General features: G+C 68.4%; 17 protein-coding genes. 2 read left to right on the top strand and 15 right to left on the bottom strand.

The genetic code is table 11. The features are described from left to right. Positions 1 to 13 precede the first annotated feature (13 nt). The 6 genes from A5698_RS22820 to A5698_RS22795 form a co-directional block, all read right to left on the bottom strand. Positions 14 to 346 carry a small basic family protein gene (locus A5698_RS22820; protein WP_067082981.1) on the bottom strand — a complete coding sequence of 111 codons (333 nt, stop codon included), beginning with the start codon at positions 344 to 346 and terminating at the stop codon, positions 14 to 16. A gap of 21 nt (positions 347 to 367) precedes the next feature. After that, positions 368 to 1,285 (bottom strand): DUF881 domain-containing protein, encoded by a 918-nt coding sequence (locus A5698_RS22815; RefSeq protein ID WP_068301491.1) that lies wholly within the window; start codon positions 1,283 to 1,285, stop codon positions 368 to 370. After that, a complete protein-coding gene (locus tag A5698_RS22810; RefSeq protein ID WP_068301488.1) occupies positions 1,282 to 1,908 on the bottom strand; it encodes a CDP-alcohol phosphatidyltransferase family protein in 627 nt (208 codons plus the stop codon). Before A5698_RS22810 ends, A5698_RS22815 begins: the two co-directional genes overlap by 4 nt. A 9-nt stretch (positions 1,909 to 1,917) precedes the next feature. After that, a complete protein-coding gene (gene secA2 / locus A5698_RS22805) occupies positions 1,918 to 4,242 on the bottom strand; it encodes an accessory Sec system translocase SecA2 (RefSeq protein WP_068301485.1) in 2,325 nt (774 codons plus the stop codon). A 38-nt stretch (positions 4,243 to 4,280) separates the two neighbouring features. After that, positions 4,281 to 5,033, bottom strand: a complete 753-nt coding sequence (locus tag A5698_RS22800; protein WP_068301482.1) for a GNAT family N-acetyltransferase — start codon at positions 5,031 to 5,033, stop codon at positions 4,281 to 4,283. 133 nt (positions 5,034 to 5,166) lie between these two features. After that, complete coding sequence (locus A5698_RS22795; RefSeq protein WP_068301479.1) at positions 5,167 to 6,795, bottom strand: acetolactate synthase; 1,629 nt, start codon at positions 6,793 to 6,795, stop codon at positions 5,167 to 5,169. A gap of 143 nt (positions 6,796 to 6,938) precedes the next feature. Between A5698_RS22795 and A5698_RS22790 the strand changes: the two genes are divergently transcribed. Next, complete coding sequence (locus tag A5698_RS22790; protein WP_068301475.1) at positions 6,939 to 8,852, top strand: ABC transporter ATP-binding protein/permease; 1,914 nt, start codon at positions 6,939 to 6,941, stop codon at positions 8,850 to 8,852. Here the strand turns inward: A5698_RS22790 and A5698_RS22785 are convergent. Genes A5698_RS22785 through A5698_RS22765 form a run of 5 tightly spaced genes read right to left on the bottom strand, consistent with a single transcriptional unit; the run spans position 8,849 to position 12,563 of the window. Continuing rightward, entirely contained in the window at positions 8,849 to 10,348 is a 1,500-nt protein-coding gene (locus A5698_RS22785) for an FAD-binding protein (protein WP_502688979.1), read from the bottom strand. The genes A5698_RS22790 and A5698_RS22785 overlap by 4 nt on opposite strands. A gap of 2 nt (positions 10,349 to 10,350) precedes the next feature. Then, positions 10,351 to 10,821 carry a VOC family protein gene (locus A5698_RS22780; RefSeq protein WP_068301469.1) on the bottom strand — a complete coding sequence of 157 codons (471 nt, stop codon included), beginning with the start codon at positions 10,819 to 10,821 and terminating at the stop codon, positions 10,351 to 10,353. A 50-nt stretch (positions 10,822 to 10,871) separates the two neighbouring features. Then, positions 10,872 to 11,510 carry an SRPBCC domain-containing protein gene (locus A5698_RS22775; protein WP_068301466.1) on the bottom strand — a complete coding sequence of 213 codons (639 nt, stop codon included), beginning with the start codon at positions 11,508 to 11,510 and terminating at the stop codon, positions 10,872 to 10,874. Beyond that, positions 11,507 to 11,845, bottom strand: a complete 339-nt coding sequence (locus A5698_RS22770; RefSeq protein WP_068301463.1) for an ArsR/SmtB family transcription factor — start codon at positions 11,843 to 11,845, stop codon at positions 11,507 to 11,509. Before A5698_RS22770 ends, A5698_RS22775 begins: the two co-directional genes overlap by 4 nt. 31 nt (positions 11,846 to 11,876) lie before the next feature. Continuing rightward, positions 11,877 to 12,563: a TetR/AcrR family transcriptional regulator gene (locus A5698_RS22765; protein ID WP_068301460.1), complete on the bottom strand. Its 687-nt coding sequence runs from the start codon at positions 12,561 to 12,563 to the stop codon at positions 11,877 to 11,879. A gap of 101 nt (positions 12,564 to 12,664) precedes the next feature. Between A5698_RS22765 and A5698_RS22760 the strand changes: the two genes are divergently transcribed. Continuing rightward, complete coding sequence (locus tag A5698_RS22760; RefSeq protein ID WP_068301520.1) at positions 12,665 to 13,105, top strand: nitroreductase/quinone reductase family protein; 441 nt, start codon at positions 12,665 to 12,667, stop codon at positions 13,103 to 13,105. On the opposite strand, the gene A5698_RS22755 is transcribed toward A5698_RS22760, so the two are convergent. From A5698_RS22755 to A5698_RS22740, 4 genes are all read right to left on the bottom strand, one after another. Further along, entirely contained in the window at positions 13,102 to 13,797 is a 696-nt protein-coding gene (locus A5698_RS22755; RefSeq protein ID WP_068301457.1) for an Rv1815 family serine proteinase, read from the bottom strand. The genes A5698_RS22760 and A5698_RS22755 overlap by 4 nt on opposite strands. Before the next feature lie 183 nt (positions 13,798 to 13,980). Next, positions 13,981 to 15,399, bottom strand: coding sequence for an NAD(P)/FAD-dependent oxidoreductase (locus A5698_RS22750; RefSeq protein ID WP_068301454.1), 1,419 nt, complete (start codon positions 15,397 to 15,399; stop codon positions 13,981 to 13,983). A 10-nt stretch (positions 15,400 to 15,409) separates the two neighbouring features. Then, the gene (locus tag A5698_RS22745; protein WP_068301452.1) at positions 15,410 to 16,576 is read right to left on the bottom strand and encodes a cation:proton antiporter; all 1,167 of its coding nucleotides are present in this window, start codon (positions 16,574 to 16,576) and stop codon (positions 15,410 to 15,412) included. 4 nt (positions 16,577 to 16,580) lie between these two features. Beyond that, positions 16,581 to 17,063, bottom strand: a complete 483-nt coding sequence (locus A5698_RS22740) for a cation:proton antiporter regulatory subunit (protein WP_068301449.1) — start codon at positions 17,061 to 17,063, stop codon at positions 16,581 to 16,583. Between the last annotated feature and the right edge of the window lie 24 nt (positions 17,064 to 17,087).

Genomic DNA, 17,087 nt, shown 5'->3' with positions numbered 1-17,087 from the left:
GGGTCACGCCTCGTTACGCGCCGAACAGCCTGCGGCGCAACGCCGCTGCGTTGCCGAAGATCCGGATGCCCAGCACGACGATGATCGCCGTCGACAGCTGTGTGCCGACGCCGAGTTGATCACCGACGTAGACGATCAGCGCGGCGACCAGCACGTTGAACACGAACGACACCACGAACACCTTCGAGTCGAAGATGCGCTCGAGATACGCGCGCAGGCCACCGAAGACCGCGTCGAGCGCGGCGACCACCGCGATCGGCAGGTACGGCTGGACGAACTCGGGCACGTCGGGATGGAACACCAGGCCCAGCACGACGCCCACGACCAGTGCGGCGATTCCGATCATGTATCTGACTTCATCGTGGTGTCACTGCCCAATCTGTTTGGCGAAGTTGACTTCTCGGACCGTGGCGGCGGGCAGCCGCAGGCCCTCACCGGCGCTCACGCTCACCCCGACGCCGTAGGAGGCCTCCAGCAGCCGAAGGCGCTGCAGGCCGGGGCTGCGGTCGAACACATCCTGCATCGCGTGCGGCGGTCCGATCGCGAGGACGACGTATGGGCTGCTGATCGGTTGATTGTCGACCAGGATCCCGCCGCCCGCCTGCCGGACCGTCACATTGGGGCCGATCCGCACACCGCCGACCGACAGCGCCTCGGCGCCGCTGACCCACAGTGAGTTGACGACCAGCTGCAGGTCGCGGTCGAGGATCACCTGTCTGCTGCCCGGCAGCCGTTGTTTGGACACGTCGCTCAGGTTGGCCGCCGACGCGCCCGGATCGGTCACGGTGATCGACAGCCCCGGCCCGATGACCGGGGTGGCAGCGGCGGCGAAGTTCGCCTCGTCGAGGCGGCTCAGCAGCTGCTGACCGCGCGCATCGCCTTCCAGGCGTCGACGCCGTTCGTCGTCCACCTCGGCCGCGAGGGCGTCGCGACGCTCCGCGGCGGCGGTGGTCTCGGCCTGCTCGGTGCGCACGCTGCCGGCCAGCACGTGCTGCGTCTCGCGGACGCCGGGCGCGGTGGCGCGCGCCTGGGCCACGGCGGCCGCGAACACGACGACAAGCAGCAGAGCGCCCGCCAGCTGCCAGGCCCACTGTTGCCATCTGGGCCGTTCACGACCGGCGGCCTTGGCCTCGGCGGCGGCCGCGTACCCCGGGTCGAGGTGATCGGTCAGCAAGGAGCGCAGCAGCGACGGCACCGGGATCTTCGTCGGTCGGTCCGTCCCGTGGGCGCGAAGGCCCGCGTCCGGGTCGTAGCCGCCGAGCGTCTTGCGGAAGCTCTGCGTCATCGCGGTGCCTTCGGCAGCCGGCGCACCACCATTCCGACCTGGATCAGGTACAGCAGGCCGGACCACAGGTACATCAGCAGACCCCAGATCAGAAAGCCCCACCCGATCGCGAGCACCACCCGGCTCCACGTGGCGTCCCACTGCCCCAACAGGATCAGCGGAAGACCCGACATCAGCGCGAACGTGGCGGCCTTGCCGATGTAGGTGACCGGCAGCGCGGTCAACCCGCGGCTGCGCAGCAGCGGCAGGGTGGCGGCGAGCACGGCGTCACGGCCGATCAGGGTGAGCACGATCCACCACGGCAGCGACCCGTGCAGCCCCATGGCGATCGGGATCGTGATCATGTAGATGCGGTCGACCGCGGGGTCGAGCAACTCCCCCAGCCGCGACGACTGGTTGTCGACGAGCCGGGCGATCTTGCCGTCGGCCCAGTCGGAGAACCCGGAGAACATCAGCACGGCCACCGCCCACCCGTTGGCGTGCACCACGAGCAGCAGCCAGAGGAAGACCGGCACCAGCACCAGTCGCACCGCGCTGAGCACGTTGGGCACGGTGAGCACCCGGTCGCGGGCCTGACCCGCCTCGTCCGGCGGCGAAGGCACCCGGCCATGCGCCTCGGTCATGGGCTAAACCTAGCGGAACACGCCCGGAAGGCTCAGCGCCGAGAGCGAGTCGTCGGCCAGCGGGTTGTCGTGCACCATGTACGTCCACGTCGAGGTCGGCCGGGCCAGCTTCGACAGGTCGACCCCGGGCTCGTCTTCGATCGACGGCGCCGTCTCGAACGTCTGCTGGGCCGCCTCGATGGCATCGGCTGCCAGCGACGCGAATGCGTCGACGGCCATCCGGTGGAACTCGTCAATCGGCGTCTGGTTGCCCAGCGCCCGCAGGTGGATGCTCTCCCGGATGTCGGCGAGGTAGGCCAGGTGGTCGGCCCAGCCGCGGTCGAGGTGATAGAGCATGATCAGCCGGCAAATCTTCTCGAGCGTGTCCTCGCCGAGGCGTTCGACGACCTCCTCGTAGCGCTTGGGCGACAGCTCGGCGAGCTCCTCGCGCGCGGTAGCGGTGCGCAACAACGTGTTTCGGCGGTCGACGATGATCGCGCGCTGCTGGGCGATCAGCTGGTTGTAGCGCCAGTTGTTGGCGTGGATGTCGAGCATCCGGCCTTCGGCGATGCGCTGGGCGTGATCGAGCAGGCTGGCCGCTTTCGGGCTGACGACGCGGCCGTCCTCCTCGGTCTCCATCGGCAGCTTGTTCGGGTCGAGGTGGGCGACCACGACGTCGTCCTCCCAGCTGGAGAAGAACACCGACGACCCGGGATCGCCCTGGCGTCCGGCGCGGCCACGCAGCTGGTTGTCCAGCCGCTCGGTGTGGTGGCGGCCGGTCCCGATCACGTGCAGCCCGCCGAGTTCGGCGACCTCGTCATGGTCGGCCTCGTCGGAGCCGCCGAGCCGGATGTCGGTGCCGCGGCCCGCCATCTGGGTGGACACCGTGACGCTGCCGAGCTTGCCGGCCTCGGCGATCACCGCGGCCTCCTCGGCGTCGTTCTTCGCGTTCAGCACGACCGCCGGGACGCCCGCCTTGACGAGTTTCTCGTGCAGCTCTTCGGATTCGGCGACGTCGCGGGTGCCGACGAGCACCGGCTGGCGGGTCTCGTGGATCTCCTTGATGTGCTCGACGATCGCGTCGTTCTTGGCCGCCGCGGTGACGTACACCCGGTCGGGCTCGTCCTCGCGGATGTTCGGCTTGTTGGGTTCGATCGGCGACACGCCCAGCTTGTAGAACTGCCGCAGCTGCTCACCGGCCGCCAGCGCGGTGCCAGTCATGCCGCACACCGTTGCATACCGGTTGACCAGCGCCTGGACCGTGATGGTGTCGAGCACCTCGCCGGTCTCGGTGGTCTCGATGCCCTCCTTGGCCTCGACGGCGGCCTGGAGCCCGTCGGGCCAGCGTTGCAGCTGGGCGATGCGGCCGCGGGAGGCGTTGATCAGGTGCACGGCGTCATCGCGGACGATGTAGTGCACGTCGCGCTGCAACAGCACGTGCGCGTGCAGCGCCACGTTGACCTCGGTCAGCGTGCTGGAGACGTGCTCTTCGGAGTACAGGTCGATGCCGCCGAGCTTGGCCTCCAGCTTCTGCGCGCCCACTTCGGTGAGGTGGACGTTGCGGCTGTCGGTATCGGTGTCGTAGTCGACGCCTGGCGTGAGTTCGCCGACCATGCGGATGATCTCGACCTTCGGGGTCTCGCGGTGGCTGGTGCCGGCCAGCACCAGCGGCACCAGCGCCTCGTCGACCAACACCGAGTCGGCCTCGTCGATCAGCGCCACGTCGGGGTTCGGCGACACGAGGTCGTCGACGTCGGTGACCAGCTGATCGCGCAGCACGTCGAACCCGATCTCGTTCACCGATGCGTAGGTGACGTCGCACTTGTAGGCCGCGCGCCGCTCCTCGGCCGTCGAGGCCTCGGTAATCCAGCCGACGGTCAGGCCCAGAGCTTCCAGCAGCGGGCCCATCCATTCGGCGTCTCGTCGTGCGAGGTAGTCGTTGATGGTGATGACGTGCACGCTGCGGCCGCCAAGGGCGTATCCGGCGGCGGCGATCGCACCCGAGAGCGTCTTGCCTTCGCCGGTGGCCATCTCGACGACGTCGCCGGCGAGCATGCGCAGGGCACCCAGGAGCTGAACGTCGAAGGGCCGCAGCGACGTTGTGCGCTCGGCGGCTTCCCTGGCAATCGCCAGGAACTGCGGGATGTCGGTCGCTTCGGCGAGATCCTCGAGGTTCAGCAACTTGGCGGCCTTGCGCAGCTGCTCGTCGTCGAGGGCCGCGGCCTTCTCGTCGAACTCCGCAGAACTGCGCACCTGCGCCATCGATTGCGCCTGGTCCCGGTCGGTGCTGGCGCCGAGCAGCCGCCAGAACCTATTGCTGACACGACCTGAAGTGCGGGTCTTCGTCTTCGCCACACCGCTACGGTACGCGCCGCCGTCCAGCGTGCTGGCGGTCAGTCGACCGTCCGGAAGTCGACGCGCACGCAGTCGGTCACCGGCGCGTATCCGAGCTTTTGGTAGATCGCGTTCGATGTCGGGTTGGCCAGCTCGGCGAACAGCACGACCTCCGCGTCGCCGCGGTCGAGCACGGCTTGCGGGGCGGCGGCGGTGACGGCCGACCCGTACCCGCTTCCCCTGCGGTTCGTCGGCGGGAAGACCGGGCCGATGCGCGACACCCCCGCCGCGGCCGCGCGCACCAGCGCCATGCTGACCGGCGCACCGGCGACGTCCGACAGCAGGAATCGGTCGCCCCGGTCGTCCACTGTGTCGCGATCGGCCGCCTCAGCCCAACGGGGCGCACCCGCCACACCGGTCGGTGGTTGGAGGTCGCCCAGGCGGTAGAGCCGCTCGTCGAGCACCACGGTGCCGGGCGGCCCGCCGTGCGACCGCCAGGCGTCGGCGAACGCGACGGCGGTCTCGCGAGAGCCGCGCACGCCACTCAGGTCGGGCAGCATGCGCACCAGATCGCTCGCGACGGCATCGGCATGCTCTGCGGGAATACCGTTGCACGCCAACGGGTATGGCGGCGTCTGCAGGGCCACCCCCGCGACGTCGGAGTTCTGCCACATCGAAAGCAGCAGCGCGTCATCTGGCATCGCGGACCGCAGGATCGTCAGCGCCACGGTGTTGGTGATCGGGTCGCGGCGGTATACCGGTTCGGCGATCGCCAAGAAGTCGTCGGCCGACTCGTGGATGCGCACCTGCATGGTTCCAGCATGGGCGTGAACGCCGTATGGGTCGAATGATTTTGGTCGCGCTCGCCCGACGGCGACCGTGCGCAAAGTGGTGAAAATTCGCGGCGTGTCGTGTGCAAACACGCAATGCTCGCGGGAATCAGGGCTAGGCCAGGTTGGAGCGGCGGGGGTAGGCGACGGTCGGATCGGTGAGCACGTTGACCACTGCCGGCAGCGCCGACGAGAAGGCCCGCTCCAGCGCCGGGCGCAACTCGGCGGGCGTCGACACCAACTCGCCGTGCCCGCCCAGGGCCGTCACCACCTCGTCGTACCGCGTTCCGGGACGCAGGTCGGCCACGACGGAATACCCGTAGATCGCCTCCATCGGATGCTTCTCGAGCCCCCAGATCCCGTTGTTGCCGATCACCGAGACGACCTGAATCCCGTGACGTACCAGCGTGTCCCACTCCATGCCGGAGAACCCGAACGCCCCGTCGCCCTGCAGCAGCACCACCTGGCGGTCGGGTCGGGCCAGCTTGGCGGCCAGGGCGTAACCGGGTCCGGACCCGAGGCAGCCGAACGGGCCGCTGTCCAGCCAGGCGCCGGGCACGTAGCTGTCGATGACGCGGCCGGCGTAGGAGCCGAAGTCACCGGCGTCGACCACGACGATCGCGTCGCGGTCGAGCATCGCGCTGAGCTCGGCGTAGACCCGCATCGGATGCAGCGGTGTGCGGTCGTCGCGCAGCTCGTCGGCCTCGGCGGCGCGCGCCGCGGTCTCGGTGGCGCGCAGATCGGCGATCCAGGGTTCGTGATCTCCGGCAGCCGCCGCCAGAGCCGACAACGTCGTGCTGACGTCGCCGTACAAGCCGGCCGCCACCGGTCGCGGATGCGGCCGATCGGGTGCGATGCGGTCGACGGTGATCAGCGCGGTGTCGGCGCCGAACACACCACCGAAGCCGAGCCGGAAGTCCATCGGCACGCCGATCACCAACGCAACGTCGGCCTGCTTCAACGCCTTTGACCGCGCACGGGAGAATGCCAGCGAGTGGTCGGCGGGTACCGTGCCGCGGGCCATGCCGTTCATCAGCACCGGGATGCGCCGAGTCTCAGCCAGATTCAGCAACGCCGTCTCGGCGTGGCCCCACCAGACGTTGGTGCCGGCCATGATGACGGGGCGTTGCGCCTCGGCCAGCAGGCGACGCGCGGCGGTCACGGCGTCGCCGTCGGCTTGGACGACCTCGCGCGATTCGTTCAGCGCGCCCGGGGCGCCGGGGTCGGTGGCCTCGCTGAACACGTGGTCGATCGGGAAGTCGACGAACGACACCCCCGAGGGCGCCCCGACCGCCGCCCGCAGCGCGTCGTCGACCAGGCCCGCGACCGCATCCGGCGATGAGGCGGTCGCGGCGAAGCGTGTCAGCGGCGCGACGAACGGGACGTGGTCGATCTCCTGCAGACTGCCCTGCCCCCACCGCAACGCCGGCGCGCGCCCGCCGAGGATCACCAGCGGCGATTGGTTCTGCTGCGCGGCGGCCATCGCGCTCATGCCGTTCGTGACGCCGGGCCCGGCCGTCAGCGCCGCGACGCCCGGCACGCGGGTCACCTTCGACCATCCTTCGGCGGCGAACGCCGCGGTCTGCTCGTGGCGGGTGTCGATCAGCCGGATGTCTTCCCTCCGACAGCCGTCATAGAGGGAGAAGAGGTGCCCGCCCGAGAGCGTGAAGATCGTGTCGATCCCGCTGGCGCGCAGTCGGCGCGCGATCAGGTGTCCCGCGTTCACCGGAGCGTCGCTGCCCATGGCCGCAGCTTACGCAGCCAGGTCGCCCCACAGCCCTGTTGCGCAACCGAGGCCCGCAAAGCGCGACGACTCGACGCGCATCGTTGGCCCTATGAACGGCCGCGTAAAGGTTGTCGCGGTACCTTGCCGGAGTGAATGAGGGAATGTTCACCCCGACGCTGGACTGGGGCAGTGAACTGTGGACTTCGCTGATATGGATCGCGCGCGGCTGGGCGATCGCAGCGGTGTGCACGTTGGTCATCCTGGTGCTCATCGCCAGGTTCACCACCTGGGGACGCCAGTTCTGGCGCATCACCGGCGACTATTTCAAGGGCCCGGAGAGCATCAAGGTCTGGCTGTGGCTAAGCGTGCTGCTGCTGTCGGTGATCGTCGGCGTCCGCCTGACGGTGCTGTTCACCTATCAGGGCAACGACATGATGACCAGCTTCCAGGTGGTGGCCTCGGGACTGGGCAACGGCGACGACGCGATCAGGAACTCCGGCAAGGACGGGTTCTGGATGTCGATGACGATCTTCGCGATCCTGGCCGTCCTGCACGTCGCGCGGATCATGCTCGACCTCTTCCTGACGCAACGATTCATGCTGGCCTGGCGCGTCTGGCTCACCGACCGGTTCACCGGCGACTGGCTGGACGGCAAGGCCTACTACCGCGGGCGGTTCATCGACGACACGATCGACAACCCCGACCAGCGCATCCAGCAGGACATCGACATCTTCACCGCCGGGGTCGGCGGCCTGCCGAACACACCGAACAACACCTCGACCGCCACGCTGCTGTTCGGCGCGGTCAACGCGGTGGCGTCGATGATCTCGTTCACCGCGATCCTGTGGAACCTGTCGGGAACGCTGACCCTGCCGCTCATCGGCGACGTGCCGCGGGCGATGTTCTGGATCCTGCTCGCCTACGTGCTGTTGGCGTCGGTCTTCGCGTTCTGGATCGGCCGGCCGATCATCTGGCTGTCCTTCAACAACGAGAAGTTCAATGCCGCCTTCCGCTACGCGCTGGTCCGGCTGCGCGACGCCGCCGAGGCCGTGGCCTTCTACCGCGGCGAGATCGCCGAACGCTCCGGGCTGCGGCGGCTGTTCGCCCCCGTCGTGTCCAACTACAAGCGCTACATCAACCGGATGATGGGCTTCTACGGCTGGAACCTGTCGATGGACCAGATCATCGTCGTGCCGCCGTATCTGCTGCAGTTCCCTCGCTTCTTCACCGGCGAGATCACGCTCGGCGCGATGAGCCAGACCGCGGCGGCCTTCGGCAACATCGAGCAGGGCCTGTCGTTCTTCCGCAACGTCTACGACCAGTTCGCCGGGTATCGAGCGGCGATCATCCGACTGCACGGGCTCGTCGTCGCGAATGAAGAGGGCCGCGCACTACCCGAGTTGACCACCACCGCCTGCGTCGACGGCACCGTCGAACTGTCCGGCGTCGAGGTCCGCACTCCCGACGGCAGGCAGTTGATCCGGCCGCTGGACATGCGGCTCGAAGTCGGCGAGACGCTGGTGGTCACCGGCCGCTCGGGCACCGGCAAGACCACGCTGCTGCGCAGCCTGGCGCAGCTGTGGCCGTTCACCTCGGGCCGGTTGACGCGCCCGTGCGGTCCGAACGAGTCGATGTTCCTGTCGCAGCTGCCGTACGTGCCGCTCGGCGACCTGCGCACCGTCGTCAGCTACCCCAACGAGGTGGGCGCCATCGACGACCGGACGTTGCAGAGCATGCTGCACAAGGTGGCCCTGCCGCACCTGGCCGATCGTCTCGACGAGGTCGACGACTGGGCCAAGGTGCTCTCACCCGGCGAACAGCAGCGCATCGCGTTCGCCCGAATCCTGTTGACCAAACCCAAGGCCGTCTTCCTCGACGAGTCGACGTCCGCGCTCGACGAGGGCCTGGAGTTCATGCTGTATCAGCTGGTGCGTACCGAGCTGCCGGACACCATCCTGATCAGCGTCAGCCACCGCAGCACCGTCGAGCAGCACCACACCCACGAGCTCGAACTGCTCGGCGACGGCGACTGGCGGCTGGGGCGCGTCGAGGGCGACGAACCGGCGAGGGTCTAGCGCGTCGCGGGGTGTCCACCCGCCCGCCGCGCTGCTTGTCTACCCGCCCGCCGCCCGAAGAACGACCCCTCGCCGAGCTGAGTTCCGCTGGCGTAGCCCTTGCCGTCGTGGGCGATGTTCGACGCGCACGCACCGGCCGCATAGAGACCGGCGACGACGGATCCGTCCTCGCGCAACACTTCTCCGTCGACGGACACCGCAAGGCCGCCCATCGTGAAGCCCGAGTACATCGCACGGCCCAGGGACAGGTCGAACGCCGCGAACGGGCCGGTGTTTTGTGCGGCGAGATAGTCGGGTTGCTTGTGGAAATCGGGATCCTCACCGCGCGCGGCGAACTCGTTGTAGCGGTTCAGCGTGGCGACCAGGTTGCCCTGCGGAATGCCCAGTGCCGCTTCCGCTTCCTCGAGGGTCTCCCAACCGTCGATGAACTTGATCAGCGGCATCTCCGGCATCTCCATGTGGGCCTCGTCGACGACGAGGTAGGCCGTCTGCTCGGGCTGCTCGAGCACGAAAGCCGAAGTGCGCGAATGGTAGGAGTCCTCGTTGACGAACCGCTTGCCGTCCTTGTTGACGATCACGCCGGTGAGCAGGATCTCGGGCGGATAGGCGGCGGCGGTGATGAACAGCTGGTCCATGTTCTTGGCCACCCCGCCGGCGGAGATGCCCATCCGGATGCCCAGGCCGTCGTCGTTGGGGTTGCCCAGGATGTAGGGCTCCACCTCGCCGTGGTGTCTGGTCTTGCGCTTCTGGCCGAGCGCCGGTGTGAGCTCGGCGACCATCTCCGGATTCATCGCGAAACCGCCGGCGGCGATGATCACCGCCTTCGCCTTGATCGCACTCGTCTCGCCGAAGTGCTTCCACCGCACCCCGACCACGGATCCGTCCTCGACGACGAGGTTGGTCACGCCGGTCTCGTAGCGGATCTGCACGCCGAGTTCGGCGGCACGCTTCACCAACAGCTCGATGACCATCGCCGCGCCGCCGAGTTCACCGGGCACCGGCACCGAGTGCCCGCGCGGGGCGGGCTTGGCCTGCTCGCAGAACGGCCACACCTTCTCGTTGCCGGTGTACGACAACCCCTCGGTGCCCGGCGGCACCACCACCTTGCCGGGGTAATAGCTGCGCTCGAACTGAAACCCCAACTCCTCCAACCAGTTGAAGTGTTCGACGCTGCCGTCGCAGTAGGCCCGGATCTTCTCGTGGTCGGGTTCGGGCGACACCGCTACGAGGTATTTGTACATCTCCTCGGCGCTGTCGTCGTGACCGGTGGCCTGCTGCACCGCGGTACCGCCGCCGAGGTAGAAGTGCCCGCCCGCCATCGCGCTGGTCCCGCCGGCGTCGGCGGCCTTCTCCAGCACCAGGACTCGCGCGCCCTCGGCGGCCGCGCTGACCGCCGCACATCCGCCCGCGATGCCGAAACCGATCACCACGACGTCGAACTCGTCGGACCACGACGCGACGTCCGCGGCCTCAACGGTGTCGGGAATCTCGCTGATGCTCACTGCTGCTCCTGTTTGATGTAGTCGAAGAATGCCCTGATCTCGTCGGGGATGCGGGCGATCTCGAGGTACGGCACACCGGGGGCCGCGACATAGGCGAACTCCATCCCGCCCGCCATCACCCCGCGCTGCACCGCCTCGGCGCCTCGTTGGGCCAGCGCCGCGTCCACGTCGTCGACCTCGACGCAGATGTGATGCAGTCCCGGCCCCGCGGTGTCGAGGAATTCGGTGTAGATGCTGCGCCCGCACACCGGCGTGATCAGTTCGAGCTGGGTGTCGCCGGCGTAGCTCAGCGAGATGTCGGCGACGAAGTCCGCCGGCTCACCGCGGTAGGTGCACGCATCCGGCGCGAAGTGGACGCCGGGCATGCGCACCCACTTCTTGGCGCCCAACAACGTGGTGAGCGCCTGTTCGGTGCTGTGGAGGTCCCGCGTCACCCACGCAATCTGGACAGGTGTCTGGGCAAGCATCGCGTCGAGGATATCCGCGGCCCGTCCGGTTGGCTAGAACGTGTTCTAGTTCAGGCCTCGCCGTAGTACGCCTTCAGGCAGCGATCGGCGGCCTGGCGTGCGGTCTCGGGATCGGCTCCGGAGGCGACGTTCGCCTGATACCAGGCCTCGTTGGACAACGCCAGGAAGCGGCGACCCTCGTCGGTGGTGACCCACTGCTGGCCGAAATCCGGATCGATCGCCTCGCCGGTCGACAGGTGCAGCGCCAGGCCGAGCACCATCGAATCCCAGCCGATGCCGACGGCGCCGGGGCCGAACTGCAGCGACATCTCGTCGCCGACGACCGCGATGTGCTCGATGACCAGCTCCGCCCGGTTCGCGCCCCGGCCCGCGACGTTGACCTCGATCCAGCTGGTGTTGCCGCCGTACTCCCAGGTGGCGGTGAAGGTCTTCGGCGGGTCACACGTCAGGATCGTTCCGCTGGCGTTGCCGTGCAGTTGATAGGTGCCGCCGACCTCGAGCTCACCGGAGATCGGCATCAACCATCGGGGGATGCGCTCGATGTTGGTGACGGCGTCCCACAGATCGTCCTGATCGGTGTCGTAGGCCTCCTTAATGGTGACGACGTGCGCCTCCCCCGCATCGATCGTGCGTTTCCCGACGGTGCGGGCGACCGCGTTGATCTGGTGGTCCACGTCGATCTCGGTCATGTTGCCTTCCTTCGTCGTTGTCGCTTCCCTCGCGCGATCTCGGTGCCGAGCGCATCGAGCCGCGGCGCCCAGAACCGGCGGAAGCCGGCGAGCCACTCGTCGGCGTCGCGCAGCGCTGCGCCGTTGACCGCGTAGAGGCGGCGCTGGCCCTCCGGCCGCACCGAGGTGAAACCGTTGTCCCGCAACACCTTCAGGTGCTGCGAGACTGCCGGCTGCGTGATCGCGAACTCGCCTTGGATGGTGGCGGCGATGGCTCCGGCCGCCAGCTCGCCGTCGGCGAGCAGCTCCAGGATCCGGCGGCGCACCGGATCCCCCAGGACGTCGAACGCGTGCACCCACTTAAATTAAAGCGCTAACTTATATAAGTCAATTCTTAACCATAGTCAGCGTGTGGATCACCAACTCGATCTGCAGGTCGAAGACGTCCGCGGGTTTGGTGAGCGTGTCGGGGCCGTACTGGCCGAACACCTCGAGGCTGATCGCGCCGATCAGCGTCGCCCAGCTCAGAAACCCCTTGGCGACCGCACCGTCGTCGCCGGAGAAGGAGAACTCCTCGCGCAGCGCCTCGAACTCCGACGACAACGGTTCGGGAACAACGGCTTTCGATTGAGGAATGTCGCCGACGGCGATACCGGCGGCGATCACGTCGAACAACGCGCCGACGACGCGAGTACCGGGTCCCACGGTGCGCTCCCGCGGCGCGCGGTATCCGGGCACCGGCGTGCCGTAGAGCAGCGCCCACGAGGCCGGCTGGTCGACGGCCCATCGGCGCGCGGCGTGCGCCATCGCGCGGAACTGCTCGTGCCACGGCGCACCGTCGTCGCGGGCGCGGTCCACGCAATCAGCGAGTTCGGAGTAGGCGTCGACCAGCAGCAGGGTCAACAGCTCGTCGCGACTGGCCACGTACCGGTATACCGCTGAGGACACCATCCCGAGGTCGCGGGCGATGGCACGCAGCGACAGTCCGGCGGCGCCCTCGGTCACCAGATGGCGCCGCCCGAGCTCGATGATCTGCGCCTCGATCCGCTGACGGCTCTCCGCTCGCTTGCCCATGCGCCGAGTGTGACACAAAACGAGATCACTGCTCTTGATTTCGTTCGACCCAAGTGGCAACCTGGATTCGAGAGCACCGCTCTCAGTACAAGGAGGCGATCATGACGACCCGCTATGACGAACCGACGCGACCCGCCCGCGCCGTCAACCGCATCTTCCGCTGGCTCGCCGAAGCCGGTATCAGCGTCGCCGGAACGAAAGCGCTGACGGTGCGGGGCCGAAGGTCGGGCAAGCGGCGAAGCGTGGTGGTCAACGTGCTCACCGTGGACGGGCGCGACTACGTCGTCTCACCACGCGGGAACACCCAGTGGGCGCGCAACGCCAGGGCGGCGGGAGTCGTCGAGGTCGGCCCGCGGTGGCATCGCCGCGAGGTTCGCGTCACCGAGGTGCTCGATGACGCCAAACCAGAACTGCTCAGCCGCTACCTCGACCGCTGGTTCTGGGAGGTCAAGGGACACGTCGCCGGCCTGACGCCCGACTCCTCACCAGACGAGCTGCGCGCCGCGGCGCCGTCGATCCCGGTGTTCGCGTTGGCGCGTTAAGGCAGCGAAACCGTGCCGACGGTGGCCGACGCGGCGGAGATGACGTCCTCGCTGGCCTGCTGGCTGGCCGTCTGCCAGGACACCGCGGCCGGATACTTGCCCCACGTGCTGTTGAACATGCCGATCAGCACCGCCCGGTTGTCGGGGGTCACCACGTACACCGGCCCGCCGGAGTCGCCCTTCTGGCTGACGACGCCGTTGGCCATCGTGAACCAGCCGTTGTTGACGGCTTCGACGTTGCCGCAGCTCTCGCCGGTCACCACGCCGAAGTGGCACACCGGCTGGCCGGCCGTCGGCACGACACCGGGGTCGGCCACCAGCACCTTGCCCCCCGGCAGGACGTTGTTGACCAGGACGTCGGGTGCCAGCGCGATCGCCTCCCAGTCGGCGATCTGATGATTGGTGTCGACGGTCGCGCCGTTCGGGGTGTTGTCGCGGAACACCGTCTGCATCCCGATGTGGTTGCCGTCGCGGTCGCGCACGGGTCCGCTACCGCGGCAATGCCCGGCGGTGAACGCGATCCGCGCCGCCGGGTCGACGTAGCCCAGCGTGCAGACGTTGTTGTCCTGGCGGATCTCCATGCCGGGGTAGACGACCACGCCGGGCGCCGCCTGGGCGGGCCCGGAGACAAGCGCAAGCGCAGCGATCGGAGCGGCCAACGCCGCCAGTACCGGTATCGAGTGTCGGCGCACTGTCGTCTCCGCTCGTCGAGCCGATGTAGGTCCGGTACCGGCGTGTTGTGGGCCGCTGAACCGGGCCGGGAGTCCGACAATCACCCCGACCAGGAGCAACCACTCGACGATGGTCCCGTCACTTCCCCATCGGTGAAGGTCACAGAGACGTTACGCTCCGGCCGCACTTTCGGCACGGGAGTACTACGAATCGAAACCGAGCCCCAACGCGTCCAGTGTTCGCAGGAAGACGTTGCGCCGGCCTTCGAAGTGGTCCGCGCGGTCCAGTGACCACCGCGTCGCCTGGATGCCGATGCCGGCCAGCGGCTCTGGCGGGAATGGCAGCGGACGTTCGCGCACCATCTGCAATTCGGTGCGTGGGGTGGGGCTGCCCTCCAGCAGGTCGAGGCAGACGTCGGCCGCGAACCGCGAAGCGCCCACGCCGAGCCCGGTGAACCCGTTGACATATGCGACGCGGCCGTCCCTGGCCAGCCCCCAGTGCGCACAGAACCGGGTGTTGGTGTCGATGGCGCCTGCCCAGCGGTGGGTGAACCGGACGTCGTCGAGTTGCGGAAAGGTGAGGAAGAAGTGCGCGGCCAGCCGGCAGTAGGTGCCGGGGCGGTCCTCGTAGCGCGGGCGCACTCTGCGACCGAAGTGGTAGACGGCGTCGTATCCGCCCCACACGATCCGGTTGTCGGTGGTGAGGCGGTAGTAGTGAAACTGGTTGGCGCAGTCGCCGATCCCCTGACGGCCGCGCCACCCGATGCGGTCCAGCTGGTCATCGGTGAGCGGTTCGGTGGCCAGCACGTAGTCGTACACCGGGACCGTGTGCAACCGGTTGCGCTTGAGCAGGCTCGGATACACGTTCGTCGCCAGCACGGCCCGCCGGGCCGTGACCACCGCCTGACCCGTCTCGACACGCAGGCCGACACCGCCTGAATCCAACCGCGTCGCGTTGGTGTGTTCGAAGATGCGCACGCCGGCGTCCCGGCATGCCCTGGCGAGTTCGAACGCGAGCTTGGCGGGGTGCACGACCGCGCAGCTCTCGGCGCTGAACAGGCCCGCGAGATAGGTCGGCGACGCCACCTCACCGCGCACCTCGGTCGTGTCGAGAAACTCCCCCGCGCCGTCGGCCGCGGCCTCCCGCAGCCACTCGACCTGGTGCGGCTCGGTGGCCACCGTCAACATGCCGGTGCGCTCCCAGTCGGTGTCGAGGCCCAGCTCCCCCAGTTCGGCCTGCATCCCGTCGAGGTTCTCCAGCCCCATCGCCTCGAGGACGTCGAACTCGTTGGGCCAGCGTGCCTTTCCGTTCTCGGTGCCGTGCGTCAGGCTGGCGTCGACGAAACCTCCGTTACGGCCGGAGGCCGCCCACCCCACTCGATTGGCCTCGACGAGCACGATTCGTTGGTTCGGGTCGCGTCGCGCGGCGTGCAGCGCGGTCCACAACCCGGTGTATCCGCCGCCGACGACGACCAGGTCGCAGGTGACCGGTGTGGTCAGCGCGGGGAATCGCGCACGCGCCGGGCCGACCAACTCGTCCAGCCACATGGACCCGAACGTGCTTGTCGCCAGGGAACGTTCGACCAGGCCGGCGTCGACCGGCGCGTCGAAGACGGTTTTCACACAGCGGAGATTACGGCGCGGGCACCCTCGACGCCGTTGGACGCCGCCGACGCCGCCCGGTGAACCGCGTGAGCACGGGCCCCAGGATCGCGAGCACGAACACGTACGGAGTCGCGACCGTGCTTACTTGTGGGATCGATGTTCCGACCAGACCGATGATGACGAGTGAGAACTCGCCGCGCGCGATGAGCGCCGTCCCCGCGCGCATCTGACCCGCCCTTCCCACCCCGTCGCGGCGGGCGGCGAATCGCCCGGTCGCCACCTTGGTCACCGCGGTCACCGCCGCGATCGCCAGGGCCATTGGAAGCATCGGACCGAGGTCGGCCGGATCCACCGAATATCCGATGGCGAGGAAGAATATCGCCGCGAACAGATCGCGAATCGGTGTCAGAACCGCGCGCGCACGTTCTGCAGTCTCTCCGGTCAGCGTCAAACCGACCAGGAACGCGCCCACGGCGGCCGAGGCATGCACGAACTCGGCCAGAGCGGCGACGACCAGCGTGAGTCCCATGATCCGCAGTAGCAGTTGCTCGTTGTCCGGATGTGTCACCAGCCTGCCGACGTGATGGCCCCACCGATACGAGACAGTGAACGCCATCAGCAACGCGGCCACGGCGACGGCCATGCCGATGCCCGCCTGCCACCAGGTCCCGCCCGCCGCAAGAACCGACAGCACCGGCAGGTAAGCCGCCATCGCGAAGTCCTCGAGTACGAGAACCGACAGCACCGCGGGTGTTTCCCGGTTACCGAGCCGACGCAGATCGGCCAGTAGGCGGGCGATGAGACCCGACGACGAGATGTAGGTGACGCCGGCCAGCGCGAGGATGCCGACGATGTCGAGGTCGAGCAGCCAACCGGCGATGGCTCCCGGTGTGGCGTTGAGCACGAGATCCACCCAAGCCGAGGGCAGGTGCCTGCGCAGGCTGGCTGTGAACTCGGTGACGGAGAACTCCAGTCCCAGCGTCAGCAGAAGCAGGACCACTCCGATGGACGCTCCGACGCGGACGAACTCACCTGCCGCCTCCGTCGCGACGAGTCCGCCCTCTCCGACGACCAGGCCGGCCAGGAGGTACAACGGGATCGGTGACAGCCCGAATCTGCGCGCGACACTTCCGAGGACGGTCAGCGCCAGGAGGATGACGCCGAGCTCAAGCAGCAGCGCCGTCGAGACGACCATCGGGTCAGCCTCGGGTCACGATGTTCTCGATACCTCGGATGCCGTCTTCGGTGCCGATGACGATGAGGACGTCTCCCGCGCGCAGCGTCTCGGTCGGCGAGGGCGATGCGAGCACATCGTCGTCACGGACGATCGCCACGACCGACGCGCCGGTGCGCGAGCGCGCGCGTGTATCGCCGAGCGGACGGTCGACGAACGGGCTGCCCGGCTCCACTACCGCCTGTCCGGCGTTGAGTCCGGGCACTTCGCGGGTGAGGTCGGCGAACCGTTCGGCAATGCGTGGTGCGCCGAGGATCTGCGCCAGCGCATCGGCTTCCTCCCGGTTGAGCCGGAACATGTGTTGCGCCTGATCCGGGTCGTCCATGTGGTAGGCGACGACGTCGAAGTCGCCGTTTCGACGTGCGACGACGCCGATGCGTTCACCGTCCTCCGTGTCGAACTCGTAGCGCAGGCCGACCCCGGGCAGCAGGACCTCGTGTACCTCCATGGCTCCATCCTGCTGGCAGGAGCG

The organism is Mycobacterium sp. E136, assembly GCF_001666865.1.
Lineage (GTDB): Bacteria > Actinomycetota > Actinomycetes > Mycobacteriales > Mycobacteriaceae > Mycobacterium.
This window is presented reverse-complemented; position numbering and strand designations above follow the sequence as displayed.